Below are 16,586 nucleotides of genomic sequence, written 5' to 3'. Positions count from 1 at the left end.
GCAGCCCTTCTCCTCCGGCGGTCCCGGCGCTAAACACATCGCATGTCCTCAGCACCGCCCACCATCACGAGCCTCACCCAGTTCGTTGTCGAGCACGCAGCCGGCGACCATGTGGTGGGCGCCGCCTATCTGAAGCAGACCCCCGCGCTGGCGCTGGCCGACGGAGGCGTTCTCCTGATCCAGGGCGAAGGCGCGGCGCAACGGGTCGAGGCTCACCCGAACGCCGGCATCCTGACCGCCGCGAGCGACGGCGCTGCCTTCGTGACGGGCGGGGACGACGGCCGCGTGGTCCGCACAACGCCGGACGGCAAGACCGAGCTGGTCGGCGACGAGAAAGGCCGCTGGATCGACGCCCTCGCGCTCAGCCCCAGCGGCGCGATGGCGTGGTCGGCGAACAAGACCGTGACGGCCCGCGACGACAAGGGGCGGCTCAAGACCTGGACCGCGCCCAGCACGCCGCAGGGCCTGTGCTTCGCGCCCAAGGGCTACCGGCTGGCGGTGAGCCACTACAACGGCGTGAGCCTGTGGTTCCCCAACACCGAGGCCGCGCCCGACCGGCTCGAGTGGAAGGGCTCGCACCTGGACGTGACCTGGTCGGCCGACGGCCGCTTCGTGGTGTCCTCCATGCAGGAGAACTCCCTGCATGGCTGGCGACTGCCCGAAAAGGCCGACATGCGGATGACGGGCTACCCGTCCAAGACCCGCTCGCTGTCGTGGTCGCACGACGGGAACTGGCTCGCCACCTCGGGCGCCGACGCCGCCATCGTGTGGCCGTTCTCGTCCAAGGAAGGCCCGATGGGCAAGCCGCCGCGCGAGTGCGGCGTGCGCCCCGCCAAGGTGTCGCGCGTGGCCTTCCACCCGGGCGCGCTGGTGCTGGCGATCGGCTACGAGGACGGATTCATCCTTCTCGTGCGCCTGAACGACGCCGCCGAGCTACTGGTGCGCAAGGGCGACCCGGACAACGGCGCGGTGACCGCGCTGGCGTGGGACCGGCGCGGCACGCGGTTGCTGTTCGGCACGGATGGCGGCGCGGCCGGCGTCCTGACGCTGCCGGCCTGACGCATGCTCGCCGGGCTCCTCGATCGCTTTCGAAGGCCAAAGCCAGATCCCGAGGACGTCGCGCGCGTGCGCGGCTGGGTCGTGGCCGCGCTCGGCCTCGGCGAGGGCGACCACGTCACGATCAGCGAAATCGAGTGCGCCGACCCGGCCTGCCCGGGGCTCGAAACCGTCGTCCTGGTGATGCGCGCCGGGGAGAAGACAAGGGCGGTGAAGATCGCCGGCAGCCTTGTTACAATAACTCAACCCATGGTTGCAAAGTCCTTCACTGGTTGAGTCCAGTATCTTGTAAATCTTTGTTCAAATTCGATGAGTATTGAAATTCCCTATGGAGCAGGGGATTTAAGCATGCAGGGTTTCAAGATTGGCGGCCAGCCGATTTCGCCGGCGTCCATCGTGGCGTTCGAGGGTGGTTACCGCATCGAGCTTCAGACTTACCTGGTGGTCGCCCTGACGTTGGTGATGATGGCGCTGTGCGGCTCCACGTTTCGCATCGTGCTCGGGATTTCGGTGCTCGCATTGATCCTGGTCGAGGGCCATGCCTACCTGAAAGACCGGCTGACCGTGCGGGTGCGTCTGCGCGACCATCGCACGCTGCTGCTGTCGTGCCTCTCCGAGCGGGACGTCCAGCTCACGCTTGCGCGCGTCCGCAGCATCGCGCCGGCGGTCGAGGTCAAATCGATCGCACCGGAACGCGCCGCCGGCTGAGACGTTTCCCGCTGCGAATGAAGCGGGGCCCCGATGCTGTCGCGCACCCTGGCGTTCGCGATCGGCCTTCTCGGCGCCGTCGCGGGCTCGCAGATTCCCGAATTTGGCCAGCAATACCGCCAGCGTCTCGGCGGCGCGATCGATGAGCTGCAGGGCGCGCTCAGCCGGTTCGACGCAGACGCGCGCGCGGTTCAGCTTGCCCGCCCCGACGCGATCGCGCGGCTGCAGGGCAATCCGGACAGCTTGGCGCAAGCGCGCGGCAAGGATCTCGCGTTCACGGAGCAAAGGCTCGCCGCCCTTGAGCGGCAACGGGAGCGGATGCGCGACGCCGGTCCATTCGGCCGCGTCGCCGTGCTGGCGCGCGACTCCGACACGCTCGTGATGCGCGGCGCCTTCCAGGCCTTCGAGCCGGCCGTTCCGGTCACCCTCGAAGGCGCGGTTGCGGCCGGACTCGGTTTTCTGGCTGCCTACGGGGTAATCCGCCTCGCCGCGACGCCGTTCAGGCGTCGGCGGTGGGGCGGAAAGGTCATGCTGTCGGCTTAGCGGTTCGCCTCAGCGCACCAGCACGTTGCGGAACTGCCAAGGATCGGCCGTGTCGATGTCTTCCGGGAACAGGCCCGGGCGGTTTTCTAGGGGCGTCCAGTCCGTGTAGACGCCCACGACCGGCCCGAGATACGGCGTCTGGACTTCGAGGCAGCGGCGGAAATCCATGTCGTCGGCCTCGACGATGCCGGCGTTCGGATTTTCCAGAGCCCACACCATGCCGGCCAGCACGGCCGAGGACACCTGCAGGCCGGTGGCGTTCTGATAGGGCGCGATCCGGCGCGTCTCCTCGACCGAGAGCTGCGAGCCGTACCAGTAGGCGTTCTTGCCGTGGCCGTAGAGCAGCACGCCAAGCTCGTCGATGCCGTCCACGATCTCGTTTTCGTCCAGGATCTTCCACTCGGGCTGGCGCACGCCTTCCTGACCGAACATCTCGTGCAGCGACAGCACGGCGTCGTCGCACGGATGGTAGGCGTAGTGGCAGGTCGGCCGATACAAGGCCTTGCCGCTGGCGTCCCGCACCGTGAGGTAGTCGGCGATGGAGATCGACTCGTTGTGCGTCACCAGGAAGCCGTACTGGGCCTGCGCGGTCGGCGTCCAGGAGCGGACGCGCGTGTTGGCGCCGGGCTGCAGCAGGTAGATCGCCGCGCCGCAGCCGGTCTGGTGGGTGCGGCCGTTCTCGGGCATCCACTTCTCATGCGTGCCCCAGCCGAGCTCGGCCGGCTGCAGGCCCTCGGACACGAAGCCCTCGACCGACCAGGTGTTGACGAAGACCTGGCGGGGCTTCGGCTGCTTGGCGCGCTGCGTGTCGCGCTCGGCGATGTGGATGCCCTTGACGCCCAGCGCCTGGGCGAGCTTCGCCCAGCCGTCCTTGGAGGTCGGCTCGTCGCCCGCGAGGCCGGTGTCGGCCTTCAGGTTCAGGAGCGCCTGCTTCACGAACCACGACACCATGCCGGGATTGGCCCCGCAGGTGGACACGGCCGTGGGGCCACCCGGATTGCGGCGGCGCGCGTCCAGCAGCGTCTCGCGCAACGCGTAGTTGGAGCGGCTCTCCGGGCCCTTGCTGGTGTCGAAGTAGAATCCGGCCCAGGGCTCCACGACGGTGTCGATGTAGAGCGCGCCGATCTCCCGGCAGAACTCCATGATGTCCACCGAGGACGTGTCGACCGAGAGATTGACGCAGAAACCCTGGCCGGGACCGGCCTGCAGCAGCGGCCCGAGCAGCGCCTTGTAGTTCTCCTGCGTGACCGGCTGGTGCAGGAACGTCACTCCGTGCTTGTCGAGCAGCGCCCGGTCGGTATCGACCGGATCGATCACCGTGAGCTTCGACTTGTCGAACTCGAAATGGCGCTCGATGAGCGGCAGCGTGCCGCGGCCGATCGAACCGAAGCCGATCATCACGATGGGGCCATTGATGCGGCCGTGCACGGGGTGCGTGGTCACGATGGGGAACCTCCTGGGGTTGAGACGGCGTTCTCCCACGGCCGCGTCACCCGGGTGTGACGCCGGCGGCCGCCGGGAAGCGGCAGTTCAAATCAAGCGAACGCCTCCGCGTCAATGGGGAGAGGCGCAAACGCCTTGGTCTGGGGTGGGAAGAACGGGTCTCGGAGCGCCGTGCCGGGTGGGCTTCAGCCCACCGGGCGTTCGTCCGCGATGACCTTGCCGTCGTTGGGAAGGCTGCCCGGGGCGACGAGCTCGATCCGGGCCCGCAGCTTCGTGAACGCCTGCACGCTCTCGCCCAGCGCGGCCACGAACGCGTCCGAGCACGTCGCGCTCTCGGCCCGCACGGTGAAGACGTCCTGCTCGTTCTCGCGCGTCACCACGGCGCGCAGCCGCGCGATCTCCGGGTGGCGTTTCGCCACGTCGGCGAGCTGCTCGGGACGCACGAACATCCCCTTCACCTTGGCGGTCTGGTCGGCGCGGCCCATCCAGCCCTTGATCCGCAGCCCGGTGCGGCCGCAGGGCGAGGGGCCGGCCAGCACGGCCGTGAGGTCGCCCAGCGCGAGGCGGATCACCGGATGGTGGGGATCGAGCGACGTGACCAGCAATTCGCCAACCTCGCCGTCCGGCACGGGATCGCCCGTGCCGGGCCGCACGATCTCCAGAATGAACTCCTCGCTCGCCACCAGCCCCTCGCGCGCCGGAGTCTCATACGCGATCACGCCCACGTCGGCTGTCGCGTAGGCCTGGTAGGCCTCCACGCCCCGGCTTTGGAGGTGGTCGCGCAGCGACGGCGGGAAGGCCGCGCCCGACACCAGCGCCTTGCGGATCGATGATGCGTCCCGACCGGCCTCGGCGGCCTTGTCGAGCAGGATCTTGAGAAAGTCCGGCGTGCCCGTGTAGGCGACCGGACGCAGGTGCTCGATGACGTCGAGCTGCTGCTCGGTGTTGCCCGGCCCGGCCGGGATCACCGGGCACCCCAGCGCGCGGGCGCCGCTGTCCAGGATGAACCCGCCCGGCACGAGGTGGTAGCTGAAGGTGTTCAGCACGATGTCGCCGGCCCGAAAGCCCGCCGCATGGAGCGCCCGCGCGGCGCGCCACGGGTCCGGCCCGGTGCCCTCAGGCTCGAAGATCGGGCCGGGCGAGGCAAAGATGCGGCCGAAGGCCCCGATGGGCTCGGCGAGGAAGCCCGCGAAGGGCGGGTCCGCCTTTTGCCGGCCCGGCAGGTCGGACTTCCGCAGCACCGGCAGCCTTGCGAGCGCGGCGCGGCTAGTGACCGTCGCGGGGTCAACCGCGCCCAGATGCGCCGCCCAACCCGGAGCGCTCAGCGCCTTGGCGACAACCTGCGGCAGCCGGCCGAACTGGTCGGCTTCGCGCTCGGCCGGAGAGCGGGTCTCGAGGGCGTCGTAGTGCTCGGACATGGTTTCCCCTCGGGTCTCACGCCAGCCAGCGCTTGCGGCGCTTGTAGCTCTTGACGTCGCGGAAGCTCTTGCGGTCGGCGCCGGCGACGCCGAGGTAGAACTCCTTCACATCCTCGTTCTCGCGCAGCGCATCCGCGGCGCCGTCCATCACGACGCGGCCGGTTTCCAGGATGTAGCCATAGGTGGCGTAGCGCAGCGCAATGTTGGTGTTCTGCTCGGCGAGGAGGAAGCTAACGCCCTCCTTCTCGTTCAAGGTGCGGACGATCTCGAAGATCTCCTCCACCACCTGCGGGGCGAGGCCCATCGAGGGCTCGTCGAGCAGGATCATCTTGGGCCGGGACATCATGGCGCGCCCGATGGCGCACATCTGCTGCTCGCCGCCCGAGGTGTAGCCCGCCATGGAGCCTTTCCGCTGCCGCAGGCGCGGGAAGTAGTCGTAGATCATGTCCATGTCGCGCTTGATGGCGGCGTTCCCGTCCCGGCGCGTGAACGCGCCCGTGAGCAGGTTCTCGTCGATCGTGAGGTGGCCAAAGCAGTGGCGGCCCTCCATCACCTGGATGCAGCCGCGGCGCACGAGGTCGTTGGGCGTCAGCTTGTCGACGCGTTGGCCCTCGAACTCCACCGTCCCCTTGGTGACCTCGCCGCGCTCGGCGTGGAGCAGGTTGGAGATGGCCTTCAGGGTCGTGGTCTTGCCCGCCCCGTTGGCGCCCAGGATGGCGACGATGCCGCCCTTCGGCACCGTGAGCGAGACGCCCTTCAGCACCAGGATCACGTGGTCGTACACGACCTCGATGTTGTTGACGGCCAGGATCGTCTCCGCGGCGGCGGCGGGAGCGACGTCGGACAGGGATGGAGCGGCGGTCGTCATGGTCGCCTCGGCTTCAGTCGGTCGCAAAAGCCGTCATTGCGAGGAGCGGAGCGACGAAGCAATCCAGGCGCCGGGCCTAAGCCCACCATCGACTGGATTGCTTCGCTGCGCTCGCAATGACGAGGAGAGGTGGGCGCGTGAAGGCGCCCACCTTGGATGATCACGAAGCCTTGTCGCAGGGCTCCGTGCGCTTGGGCCAGCCGGCGTTCTTTTCGGCGTAGTCCTGCGCGGCGGCGTCGAGCGCGGGCTTCACCTTGTCGGCCATGGGCTCGATCGGGTCCGAGATCTTCACCCACTTGGCTCCGTCCCACTGCTGGATAAAGGCGGAGCGGTGGCCGTTGTGGTTGTCGCAGGTGAGCTTCAGCGTGCCCGTGAACCCGGCCAGGCCGAGCTCCTTCAGGCGCGCTTCGTCGAGGTTGATGTTCTCCAGCCCGCGGCGGACGTCGGCGCCGTCCACCATTTTCTTGCCGGTGATCTTCTGGGCCTGCGCGATGCCTTCGGCGATCAGCAGCGAGTTGTAGACGCCGCGGTTGTAGAGAAGCTCGCCGACCTTGTCCTTGTTGGCCTTGCTGAGGCCTTTGTCGACGACGTGCTTCTGGATGTCCTTCAGCGCCGGGAAGTCGGTTCCGATCCCGTGCCAGTTGATCATCTTGAAGCCCTTGGCGCCGTCCGTGCCGCGGATGTCGTCCTCGCCCGGCCACCAGATCGAGACGAACTTCTCCATCGGGTAGTTGATCTTGGCGGCTTCCTTGATGGCGGTCGGGTTCATCGCGCCCCAGCCGTACATCACCATGTATTCGGGCCGGTCACGCCGCACCGAGAGCCACTGGGACGACTGGTTCTGCATGTCGCCGGGGGCGACCGGGTAGAGCTTCAGCTCGAAGCCGAAGTCCTTGGCCATCTGCTCGAAAAGCGGGATCGGCTCCTTGCCGAAGCCGCCGTCGAAGTAGATGTAGCCGATCTTCTTGCCCTTGAGCTTCTCGATGCCGCCTTCCTGCTGGCCGATATAGCGCAGGATGATGCCGAGCCCGTCCCAGTAGGTGTCCGGCGGGTTGAACACCCAGGGGAAGATGTCGCCGCGCGCCGAGGCCGAAAGGCCATAGGCCATGGAGAGAATCGGGATCTTGTCGACCGAGGCCTTGGGGATCAGCGGCAGCGTGATGCCGGTGGACCAGGGATTGACGATGACGGGCTTCTTGCCCTTCACGGCGTCATAGCACTCCAGGCCCTTCTTAGTGTCGTAGCCGGTTTCGCACTCGTCCAGCACGATCTTGACGCCGCCGATGCCGCCGTCGCGCTCGTTCAGCATGGTGAGGTAGTCGCGCATGCCGTCCGCGATCGGGATTCCCGAGCCCGCGAACGGGCCGGTGCGGTAGGTGAAGAGCGGCACGTAGACGCCTTCCTGGGCGGCCGCCTCCCGGGCCGTGGAGGCGAGGCCCAGCGCGGCGGCGCCGAACAGCGCCGCGGCGGCGAGCGCCCGGCGGGCCGTACCCGTCTTTCTCTTGGTCATCATTTCTCTCCCTTTGTTTCGGGCCTTGCGGCCGCGTTGGTTTCGTCCAGCGGGTTCTGCGCCCGTCTCGGTTTCGCCGCGCCCTAGTAGGGGAACGGCCAAATCCTCAGCTTCTGCTTGCCGGTCTGCCACAGGCGGGCGAGCCCGTGCGGCTCGGCGATCAGGAACACGATGATGAGCACGCCCACGATGATGAACTGGAGGTGCTCCACGGTGGCGGCCGCGATCGGCACGCCCAGCGCGGCCGGCAGGAGCCGCAGCACGATCGGCAACATGTAGATCAGCGCCGCCCCCATGAAGGAGCCGACGAGGCTGCCCAGGCCGCCGATGATCACCATGAACAGGATCAGAAAGGACTGATTGATTACGAAAACCTCGGGCTCGGCGCTGCCGTACCAGAGAAACACCATCAAGGCGCCGGACACGCCGCAGTAGAATGACGACACCGCAAAGGCGAGCAGCTTGGTGGTGAGCAGGCGGATGCCCATCAGCTCGGCCGCGATGTCCATGTCGCGCACCGCCATCCAGGCGCGGCCCACCCGGCCATGCACAAGGTTGGAGGCGAACCACGTCATCAGCGCAACGACGCCGAGCACCACGAGGTAGCGCGACTCCGGCGTCGCGTTGGCGCCCGTGATGGGGATCCCGAACAGGAACCGCTCCGGCGCCTCGATCGCCCCAGAGGTGTTGTAGTTCACCAGCCACGGGATGCGGCCAAAGCACCACTGGAGAAAGAACTGCGCCGCCAGCGTGGCGACCACGAGGTAGAAGCCCTTGATGCGCAGGCTCGGCAGGCCGAACATCGCCCCCACGAAGGCGCTGACGAAGCCGGACGCGATGATCCAGACGATGATGTTCACGCCCGGGAACCAGGTCGTGAGCTTGTAGCACGCGTAGGCGCCCACCCCCATGAAGGCCGCGGTGCCGAGCGAGATCAGGCCCGTGTAGCCGGTGAGGATGTTGAGCCCGATCGCCGCCAGCGCGAACACCAGCGTGGGGATCATCACGCTCGACAAGAAGAACTGGTTGCCGAAGGCCGGTATGAGCACGAAGGCGGTGAACAGGATCACGGCCAGGCCGATCCGGTCCTGCCGGATCGGGAACACGGCCATGTCGGCGGCGTAGCTCGTCTTGTACTGGCCTGCTTCGCGATAGAACACGGCCGCTCCTCAGATGCGTTCGATGATCTTCTCGCCGAACAAGCCTTGAGGCCTGAACAGCAGGAAGGCGAGGGCGATGAAATAGGCTAGCCAGCTCTCGATGCCGCCGCCCACCAGCGGACCCCAGTAGAACTCTCCGAGCTTCTCGCCGATGCCGATGATGAGGCCGCCCACGATGGCGCCGGGCACCGACGTGAAGCCGCCGAGGATCAGCACCGGCAGCGCCTTGAGGGCGATCACCTGCAGGGCGAAGGACACTTCGGATCGCGCGCCCCACATGATGCCGGTGACCAGCGCGACGATGCCGGCCGTGAACCACACGATGGCCCAGATCTGGTTCAGCGAGATGCCGACCGAGAGCGCCGCCTTGTGGCTGTCCGCGACGGCGCGCAGCGCCCGGCCGATGCGGGTCTTCTGGAAAAAGAACGCCAGCACGGCGATCATGATTGCGGCGATGATCGCGGCCGCGATGTCGATTTTCTGCAGGCTGACGAAACCGCCCAGGATCTTGAACTCCACCGCCCCCTTGGGGAGGTAGAGCTGCTCGGTGATCATGCGCTTGGGGTTGCCGCCGAAGATGAGCTCGCCCAGGCCGATCAGCACATAGGTGATGCCGAAGGTCGCCATGAACAGGATGATGTCGGGCTGGTTCACGAGCGGGCGCAGCACCACGCGCTCCACCGTCACGGCCAGCAAAAACATCACCCCGACGGCGAGGGCCAGCGCCAGGAAGGCAGGAACGCCCATCTCGTAGAAGCCCACGAGCGTCAGCGCGGCGAACACCACCATGATGCCCTGGGCGAAGTTGAACACGCCCGAGGCCTTGAAGATCAGCACGAAGCCGAGCGCGATCAGGGCGTAGAGCACGCCCGAGACCAGCCCCTCCCACAGCGTCTGCACGAGCAGGTCCGGCGCCTGCCCCATCTGCACCCAGGGATCCACGAAAAGCGCGTAGAGGAGGTTCATGCGTGGCTCGCCTCGCGCTTCATGGCCGCGCAACCCCTCATCCGACCTCGCTGCGCTCGGCCACCTTCTCCCCGTTCCGGGGAGAAGGGTTCGCCGCCCGCCACAAGCCGCACCGCGCCCCCTCTCCCCGGGCGCGCTTCGCGCGCCAAGACGGGGAGAGGGCTGGGGTGAGGGGACTTCATGGCATTGCGATGCCCGCAGCATTCGTGCGCGTCATCCCCGGCGGCCCGCGCAGCAGGCCGGGATGACGGCTGTTTTGTCGTTGAAAGCAGCACGACCGTCCCCATCAGTGCGGCACGCCCAGATAGGCGTCGATCACGGTCTGGTCGCTCTTGACCTGGTCGGGCGTGCCGTCCGCGATCTTGCGGCCGTATTCCAGCACCACGATGCGGTCGGAGAGGTCCATCACGACGCCGATGTCGTGCTCGATCAGCGCGATGGTGGTGCCGTACTGGTTGTTCACGTCGATGATGAAGCGCGACATGTCCTCTTTTTCCTCGAGGTTCATGCCCGCCATCGGCTCGTCCAGCAGCAGGAGGTCCGGCTCCATCGCGAGCGCCCGGCCGAGCTCCACGCGCTTCTGCAAGCCATAGGGCAGCTTGCCGACGGGCGTCTTGCGGATGGCCTGGATCTCGAGGAAGTCGATGATCTCCTCCACCACCTTGCGGTGCTCGATCTCCTCGCGCATGGCCGGCCCATGCCGGAACAGCTGCCAGAAGAAGCTGCCCCTCATCTTGAGCGTGCGGCCCGCCATGATGTTGTCGAGCGTCGACATGCCCTTGAACAGGGCCACGTTCTGGAACGTGCGCGAGATGCCCTGCGAGGCCGCCACATAGGGGCGCATCTTCTGGCGCGTCTCGCCCCTGTAGGTGATGCGGCCCTGCTGGGGGTGGTAAAAACCGTTGATGACGTTGAGCATCGACGTCTTGCCGGCCCCATTGGGGCCGATAATGGCGCGGATCTCGCCCTTACGGATGTCGAAGCTCACATCCGTGATGGCTTTCACGCCGCCGAAGTTCAGCGAGACATTGTCCACCGCCAGCAGCACGTCGCCGGCCGCGACGCCCTTGTCCGATCCTGGCGCCCTCATGCGGCGTGCTCCATCACAGGGGTGGGCGCGGCGACAGGGTGGGCGGCGCAATCGCGGATCTTCACCCGGGCGGCGATCACGCCCTTGCGGCCGTCCTCGAAGGTCACCTCCGTGCGGATGTCCGCCTCGGGCGAGCCGTCGTAAAGCGCTGTCACCAGCGGCGCATAGCGCTCGGCGATGAAGCCGCGCCGCACCTTTTGGGTGCGGGTGAGCTCGCCGTCGTCGGCGTCCAGCTCCTTGTGGAGGATCAGGAAGCGCCGCACCTGCGCGCCGCCCATCATGGGCTCCACCGCGAGCGAACGGTTCACCTCGTCCACATGGCGGGCGATCATGTCGTAGACCTGCGGGTGGCCGGCCAGCTCCTGATAGGACGCGTAGACGATGTTGTTGCGCTCGGCCCAGTTGCCGACGGCCGTGAGGTCGATGTTGATGAAGCAGGCCACGTAGTCCTGGCCGTCGCCGAAGGCCACGACTTCCTTGATGTTGGAATAGAACTTGAGCTTGTTCTCGATGTATTTGGGCGGGAACAGCGAGCCGTCGCGCATCTTGCCGACGTCCTTGGCGCGATCGATGATCTTGAGGTGCCCGGTGGCGTCGAAGAAGCCGGCGTCGCCCGAATGCACCCAGCCGTCCGGCGTCTTGGTCTTGGCGGTGGCCTCCGGGTCCTTGTAGTAGGCCAGGAACACGCCGGGCGAGCGGAACATGACCTCGCCGTTGTCGGCGATGCGGACTTCCACGTCGGGGGCGGGCCGGCCAACCGTGTCGGCGCGGATCTCGGCGTCGGGCTGCATGGTCACATAGACGGCCGCTTCGGTCTGGCCGTAGAGCTGCTTCAGGTTGATGCCGAGCGAGCGGAAGAAGCGGAAGATCTCGGGCCCGATCGCCTCGCCGGCCGTGTAGGCCACCTTGATGCGCGAGAAGCCGAAACGGTTCTTCAGCGGGCCGTAGACCAGCATCTCGCCCAGCCCGTAAAGCAGCCGATCCTTCGCCGACACGGCCTCGCCGTTCAGGATGGGCTCGCCGACCCGCTTGGCGACGTCGAGGAAATAGTGGAACAGCCGGCGCTTGAAGGGCGCGGCGTCTTCCATGCGCACCATCGTGAGGGTGAGCAGGTTCTCGTACACGCGCGGCGGCGCGAACGCGTAGGTGGTGCCGATCTCGCGGCGATCCTCCACGACGGTGTCGGGGCTCTCGGGGCAATTGACGCAAAAGCCCGCCACCAGAGACTGCGCGTAGCTGAAGATGTGGTCGCCGACCCAGGCGAGCGGCAGATACGCGATGGTCTCCTCGGTCTCGTCCAGCTTGTCGAACAGGCAGCCGTTGCGGGCCGAGATCAGCACGTTGTCGTAGCTCAGCATCACGCCCTTGGGGCGGCCGGTGGTGCCGGACGTGTAGAGGATGACGCCCAGGTCCTCGCCCTTGCCGAACGCGATGGCGGCGTCCAGCGCGGCGGCGGCGTCCGTGCGGAGCAGCTCCGCGCCTTTGCGCAGCATGGCCTCGATGCCGTGCAGGCGCGTGTGGTCGTAGTCGCGCAGGCCGCGGTCCTCGTCGTAGAGGACGTGCCGGAGATTGGGCAGGCGATCCGCGATGGACAGGAGCTTGTCGACCTGCTCCTGGTCCTCCACGGCCGCGAGCTTCACGTCGGCGTGGGCCAGCACGTAGGCCATTTCGTCCGCGACGCTGTCGGCATAGACCGGCACCGGGATCGCGCCCAGCATCTGGGCGGCCATCATCGACCAGTAGAGCCGCGGGCGGTTGGAGCCCACGATCGCGATGGTCTCGCCCTTCTGCAGCCCGAGCGCATGCAGCGCCGCCGCATAGGCGCGGCAAAGGTCGTGCACCTCCGCCCAGGTCCAGGTCTGCCAGATGCCGAGGTCCTTGTGGCGAACCGCCGGCCGGGCCCCGCGCGTCTGCGCGTTGCGGATCAGCAATTTCGGAAACGTGTCGTCGCGCGTGGACGCGGCGGCCATCCTTCAATCCTCCCAGGCGGACGTTGCTCCCCGTCCGGTCACGGCGCGCGGCCTTTTGGCCGTCTTCGGCATGTGCGTTTCGCACAGCAGCTATGTGGGGAGGTTATCCGGACCAAAGCCGGACACAAGCTCGACTTTCGTGCAGTTATGCCGATGGGGACGCGAAAACTCGCGCTTCCCCGGTGCGGAAATGCGAAGATGCGTTGTGCGCCCTTGGACCGCGGGCCTTCAGGCTCGCGGTCCGGATTGCCGCGTCCTACTCCGCGGCGATCGCCTGCGGCGGGGTTCCGGCCCTGAACTGCGCCAGCAGGGCGGCCTCTTCGGCCTTCGCCTTCCCGACATTGCCGTCCTTCACGTAGCCGTAGCCGCGGATCTTCTGCGGCAGCGACGCGATGGCGGTGGCGAGCGCCAGGTTGCCCGGCTCAAGCTTCGCCAGCAGTTCCGGCAGCAGCGCCTCGTAGTCGGCCAGCAGGCGGCGCTCCATGCGACGCTCGTCCGTGCGGCCGAAGACGTCGAGCGGCGTGCCGCGCAGCCAGCGCAGGGACGCGAGCACGCCGAAGGCCTTCAGCATCCAGGGGCCGAACGTGGTCTTCTTCGGCCGGCCCTGCGCGTCCTTGCGGCCGAGGATGGGCGGCGCGAGATGGAAGGACAGCTTGAGGTCGCCCTCGAACTGCGCCCGCAGGCTCTTCAGGAACTCGCCGTCCGCATAGAGGCGCGCCACCTCGTACTCGTCCTTGATGGCCATGAGCTTGTAGAGGGCGCGCGCGACCGCCTCGGTGAGCGCGGTCGAGCCCGGGACCGCCTTGCCCTCGGCCTCGCGCACCCGCGCCACCCAGCCGGCGTAGCGCTTGGCGTAGCGCCTGCTCTGGTAGGCGGTGAGCGACTCCACGCGGCGCGCCACGGCCTCATCCAAGGACGTCGTCAGCACCCGGTCGGCCGCCGGCGCCTCGCGGGGCGCCACAAGGGCGGTCACCCGGGCGGGATCGACGCCGTAGCGGCGGCCCCACTCGAAGGCCGCCTTGTTCATCGCCACGGCTTCGCCGTTGAGCTCGATGGCGCGCTCCAGCGCCTGCGCGGAGAGCGGCACCTTGCCGAGCTGCCAGGCGTAGCCCAGCATGAACATGTTGCCCGCGATGGCGTTGCCGGTCAGCGCGGTGGCGATCTGGGTGGCGTTCACGAAGCTGACATTGTCGCGCCCCGCGGCCGTCAGCACGGCGCGCTTCACGCGTTCGGCCGGAAGCGAGAAGTCCGGGTTGCGGGCAAAGTCGCCCGGCATCACCTCGGCGGTGTTCACCACCATGGCGGTTTCGCCCTGCTTCACCGCGGCCAGCACCTTGCGGGTGCCGGTGACCGAGATGTCGCAGCCGAGCACGAGGTCGGCGTCGCCGGCCGAGACCCGGATGGAGTGGATGTCCTCGGGCCGGGGCGCGAGCTTCACGTGGCTGTAGACCGCGCCGCCCTTCTGGGCGAGGCCGGCCATGTCGATCATGCCGCAGCCCTTGCCCTCCAGGTGGGCGGCCATGCCGAGGATCGCCCCGATCGTGACGACGCCCGTGCCGCCCACGCCGGTGACGATCACCGCATAGGGCTTGTCGAGCGCGGGCAGGGTCGGCTCCGGCAACGCGCCCCAATCGGCGTCCGCGCCCGAGGCGGGCTTCGCCTTGCGGATCGTCGCGCCCTCCACGGTGACGAAGGACGGGCAGAAGCCCTTCAGGCAGGAGAAGTCCTTGTTGCAGTTGGACTGGTCGATCTGGCGCTTGCGGCCGAACTCGGTCTCGACCGGCTGCACGGCGACGCAGTTCGACTGCACGCTGCAATCGCCGCAGCCCTCGCATACGCGGGTGTTGATGAAAACGCGCTTGTCCGGATCCGGGTACTCGCCGCGCTTGCGGCGGCGGCGCTTCTCGGACGCGCAGGTCTGGTCATAGATCATCACCGATACGCCCGGCCGCTCGGCCAGCTCGCGCTGCACCGTGTCGAGGTCGTCGCGGTGGTGGAAGGAGAGGCCCTTGGGCCAGAACGCGCCGTCGCGCGGGTATTTCTCCGGCTCGTCGCTGACGAGCGCGATGCGCTCCACGCCCTCGGCGGCGACCTGCCGGGCGATCATGTCGACCGTGAGCTCGCCCTCGTGCCGCTGGCCGCCCGTCATCGCGACCGCGTCGTTGAAGAGGATCTTGTAGGTCATGTGCGTCTTGGACGCGATCGCGAAGCGTAGCGCCAGGACGCCCGAGTGGTTGTAGGTGCCGTCGCCCAGGTTCTGGAACACGTGGCCGCGCTTGGAAAAGGCGGCCTCTCCGACCCAGTTGGCGCCTTCGCCGCCCATCTGCGTGAAGCCGTCCGTGGAGCGGTCCATCCACTGCACCATGTAGTGGCAGCCGATGCCCGCATAGGCGCGCATGCCCTCCGGCACCTTGGTGGAGGTGTTGTGCGGGCAGCCCGAGCAAAAATACGGGGTGCGGGTGGAGACGTCCTTGGTCTCGGCCAGGGTCTCCTGCGCCTGCTTGAGGCGGCGGACACGCCCGGCCAGCTCCTCGCTGGCATGGTACTTCAGCAGCCGCTCGCCTAGCGCGACGGCAATGTCGTTGGGGTCCAGCGCGCCCTTTACGGGGAAGAGCCACCTGCCGGTTTCGTCCTTCTTGCCGATGCAGATCGGCTGGTTGGCGGTACCGTAGAGCTCCTCGCGCACCTGCACTTCAATCAGGGAGCGCTTCTCCTCCACGACCATCACGACGTCGAGGCCGCGGACGAAGTCCATCAGCTCATGCGCATCGATCGGCCAGGGGCAAGCGATCTTGAAGAGGCGGAGCCCGATGTCGTTGGCCCGCACCTCGTCGATGCCGAGGTCGTCGAGCGCCTGGCGGACGTCGAGATAGCTCTTGCCGACCGTGATGACGCCGATCTTGGGATTGCGGCCGCCCGAGAAGATCATCCGGTTGAGCTTGTTGGCGCGCACGAAAGCCAGCATGGCGTCGCGCTTGTAGTCCTGGAGGCGGGCCTCCATGTCGAGGATGCCGTCGCCGGGGCGGATGTTCAGGCCGCCGGGCGGCATCTCGAACTCGGGCGTGACGATCTGGACGCGGTCGAGCGAGCCGTCGATCACGGCGGTCGATTCCACCGTGTCCTTCATCCCCTTGAAGGCGACCCACGTGCCGCAGAAGCGGCTCATCGCCCAGCCATAGAGGCCGTAGTCGAGGATCTCCTGCACCCCGGCCGGGTTCAGGATCGGGATCATGACGTCGACGAAGTGGAATTCGGACTGGTGCGCGGTGGTGGAGGATTCGGCCGTGTGGTCGTCGCCCATCAGGGCGAGCACCCCGCCGTGGCGCGAACTGCCGGCCATGTTGGCGTGGCGGAACACGTCGCCCGAGCGGTCGACGCCCGGGCCCTTGCCGTACCAGAGCGAGAACACGCCGTCATACTTGCCCTCGCCGCGCATCTCGGCCTGCTGGGTTCCCCAACAGGCGGTCGCTGCGAGTTCCTCGTTGAGGCCGGGCTGGAAGCGGACCTGCGCGGCTTCGAGCTGCTTCCGGGCGCGCAGCAGGTTCTGGTCGAGCGCGCCGAGCGGCGAGCCGCGATAGCCGGAGACGAAGCCCGCCGTGTTGAGCCCGGCCCGCTTGTCGCGCTCATGCTGCATCATCAGCAGGCGCACGATCGCCTGCGTGCCCGTCAGAAAGACGCGCTCCTTGCCGAGGTCGTATTTGTCGTCGAGGGAAACGTCGCGCAGCGAGACCGGCAGAACCGACATGGATTGTCCTCCAGATCGTCCACGCTTGGGCGCGTCAACGCCGTGCTGGCGCTGGGGGTCCCTTCAGGGCCGCTGAGGGACGTCTCCGGTACGACTTCCGTATAGGTCA

General features: G+C 67.6%; 13 protein-coding genes. 4 read left to right on the top strand and 9 right to left on the bottom strand.

Features of this window, described 5'->3' with window-relative positions; translation table 11 throughout:
* Positions 1–42: 42 nt before the first annotated feature.
* From IEV99_RS20485 to IEV99_RS20470, 4 genes are all read left to right on the top strand, one after another.
* Positions 43–1,059, top strand: coding sequence for a WD40 repeat domain-containing protein (locus IEV99_RS20485; protein ID WP_188519552.1), 1,017 nt, complete (start codon positions 43–45; stop codon positions 1,057–1,059).
* A 3-nt stretch (positions 1,060–1,062) separates the two neighbouring features.
* On the top strand, positions 1,063–1,332 hold the full coding sequence (locus IEV99_RS20480; RefSeq protein WP_188519551.1) for a hypothetical protein: 270 nt from the start codon (positions 1,063–1,065) through the stop codon (positions 1,330–1,332).
* 72 nt (positions 1,333–1,404) lie between these two features.
* Positions 1,405–1,764, top strand: a complete 360-nt coding sequence (locus tag IEV99_RS20475) for a hypothetical protein (RefSeq protein ID WP_188519550.1) — start codon at positions 1,405–1,407, stop codon at positions 1,762–1,764.
* A gap of 33 nt (positions 1,765–1,797) precedes the next feature.
* Entirely contained in the window at positions 1,798–2,307 is a 510-nt protein-coding gene (locus IEV99_RS20470) for a DUF2937 family protein (RefSeq protein WP_188519549.1), read from the top strand.
* Positions 2,308–2,316: 9 nt separating this feature from the next.
* On the opposite strand, the gene IEV99_RS20465 is transcribed toward IEV99_RS20470, so the two are convergent.
* The 9 genes from IEV99_RS20465 to IEV99_RS20425 form a co-directional block, all read right to left on the bottom strand.
* Positions 2,317–3,705 carry a homospermidine synthase gene (locus IEV99_RS20465; protein WP_188519765.1) on the bottom strand — a complete coding sequence of 463 codons (1,389 nt, stop codon included), beginning with the start codon at positions 3,703–3,705 and terminating at the stop codon, positions 2,317–2,319.
* Positions 3,706–3,935: 230 nt separating this feature from the next.
* The gene (locus IEV99_RS20460; protein ID WP_188519548.1) at positions 3,936–5,168 is read right to left on the bottom strand and encodes a phenylacetate--CoA ligase family protein; all 1,233 of its coding nucleotides are present in this window, start codon (positions 5,166–5,168) and stop codon (positions 3,936–3,938) included.
* A gap of 16 nt (positions 5,169–5,184) precedes the next feature.
* A complete protein-coding gene (locus IEV99_RS20455; RefSeq protein ID WP_188519547.1) occupies positions 5,185–6,036 on the bottom strand; it encodes an ABC transporter ATP-binding protein in 852 nt (283 codons plus the stop codon).
* A 160-nt stretch (positions 6,037–6,196) separates the two neighbouring features.
* Positions 6,197–7,546 (bottom strand): ABC transporter substrate-binding protein, encoded by a 1,350-nt coding sequence (locus IEV99_RS20450; RefSeq protein ID WP_188519546.1) that lies wholly within the window; start codon positions 7,544–7,546, stop codon positions 6,197–6,199.
* 83 nt (positions 7,547–7,629) lie between these two features.
* A complete protein-coding gene (locus IEV99_RS20445) occupies positions 7,630–8,706 on the bottom strand; it encodes a branched-chain amino acid ABC transporter permease (RefSeq protein ID WP_188519545.1) in 1,077 nt (358 codons plus the stop codon).
* A 9-nt stretch (positions 8,707–8,715) separates the two neighbouring features.
* Positions 8,716–9,672, bottom strand: a complete 957-nt coding sequence (locus IEV99_RS20440; RefSeq protein WP_188519544.1) for a branched-chain amino acid ABC transporter permease — start codon at positions 9,670–9,672, stop codon at positions 8,716–8,718.
* 286 nt (positions 9,673–9,958) lie between these two features.
* The gene (locus tag IEV99_RS20435; RefSeq protein ID WP_188519543.1) at positions 9,959–10,762 is read right to left on the bottom strand and encodes an ABC transporter ATP-binding protein; all 804 of its coding nucleotides are present in this window, start codon (positions 10,760–10,762) and stop codon (positions 9,959–9,961) included.
* Positions 10,759–12,732: an AMP-dependent synthetase/ligase gene (locus IEV99_RS20430; protein WP_188519542.1), complete on the bottom strand. Its 1,974-nt coding sequence runs from the start codon at positions 12,730–12,732 to the stop codon at positions 10,759–10,761. The genes IEV99_RS20435 and IEV99_RS20430 overlap by 4 nt, the downstream gene beginning before the upstream one ends.
* 256 nt (positions 12,733–12,988) lie before the next feature.
* The gene (locus IEV99_RS20425; protein ID WP_188519541.1) at positions 12,989–16,477 is read right to left on the bottom strand and encodes an indolepyruvate ferredoxin oxidoreductase family protein; all 3,489 of its coding nucleotides are present in this window, start codon (positions 16,475–16,477) and stop codon (positions 12,989–12,991) included.
* Positions 16,478–16,586: the final 109 nt, after the last annotated feature.

This window comes from Alsobacter metallidurans (assembly GCF_014636935.1).
Taxonomy (GTDB): domain Bacteria; phylum Pseudomonadota; class Alphaproteobacteria; order Rhizobiales; family Beijerinckiaceae; genus Alsobacter; species Alsobacter metallidurans.
This window is presented reverse-complemented; position numbering and strand designations above follow the sequence as displayed.

Bases quoted from the DNA above. Each gene is read 5' to 3' on its own strand.
- IEV99_RS20460 (WP_188519548.1), bottom strand. From the start codon at position 5,168: ATGTCCGAGCACTACGACGCCCTCGAGACCCGCTCTCCGGCCGAGCGC.
- IEV99_RS20480 (WP_188519551.1), top strand. From the start codon at position 1,063: ATGCTCGCCGGGCTCCTCGATCGCTTTCGAAGGCCAAAGCCAGATCCC.
- IEV99_RS20430 (WP_188519542.1), bottom strand. From the start codon at position 12,732: ATGGCCGCCGCGTCCACGCGCGACGACACGTTTCCGAAATTGCTGATC.
- IEV99_RS20485 (WP_188519552.1), top strand. From the start codon at position 43: ATGTCCTCAGCACCGCCCACCATCACGAGCCTCACCCAGTTCGTTGTC.
- IEV99_RS20450 (WP_188519546.1), bottom strand. From the start codon at position 7,546: ATGACCAAGAGAAAGACGGGTACGGCCCGCCGGGCGCTCGCCGCCGCG.
- IEV99_RS20435 (WP_188519543.1), bottom strand. From the start codon at position 10,762: ATGAGGGCGCCAGGATCGGACAAGGGCGTCGCGGCCGGCGACGTGCTG.
- IEV99_RS20455 (WP_188519547.1), bottom strand. From the start codon at position 6,036: ATGACGACCGCCGCTCCATCCCTGTCCGACGTCGCTCCCGCCGCCGCC.
- IEV99_RS20470 (WP_188519549.1), top strand. From the start codon at position 1,798: ATGCTGTCGCGCACCCTGGCGTTCGCGATCGGCCTTCTCGGCGCCGTC.
- IEV99_RS20475 (WP_188519550.1), top strand. From the start codon at position 1,405: ATGCAGGGTTTCAAGATTGGCGGCCAGCCGATTTCGCCGGCGTCCATC.
- IEV99_RS20465 (WP_188519765.1), bottom strand. From the start codon at position 3,705: ATGATCGGCTTCGGTTCGATCGGCCGCGGCACGCTGCCGCTCATCGAG.
- IEV99_RS20425 (WP_188519541.1), bottom strand. From the start codon at position 16,477: ATGTCGGTTCTGCCGGTCTCGCTGCGCGACGTTTCCCTCGACGACAAA.
- IEV99_RS20440 (WP_188519544.1), bottom strand. From the start codon at position 9,672: ATGAACCTCCTCTACGCGCTTTTCGTGGATCCCTGGGTGCAGATGGGG.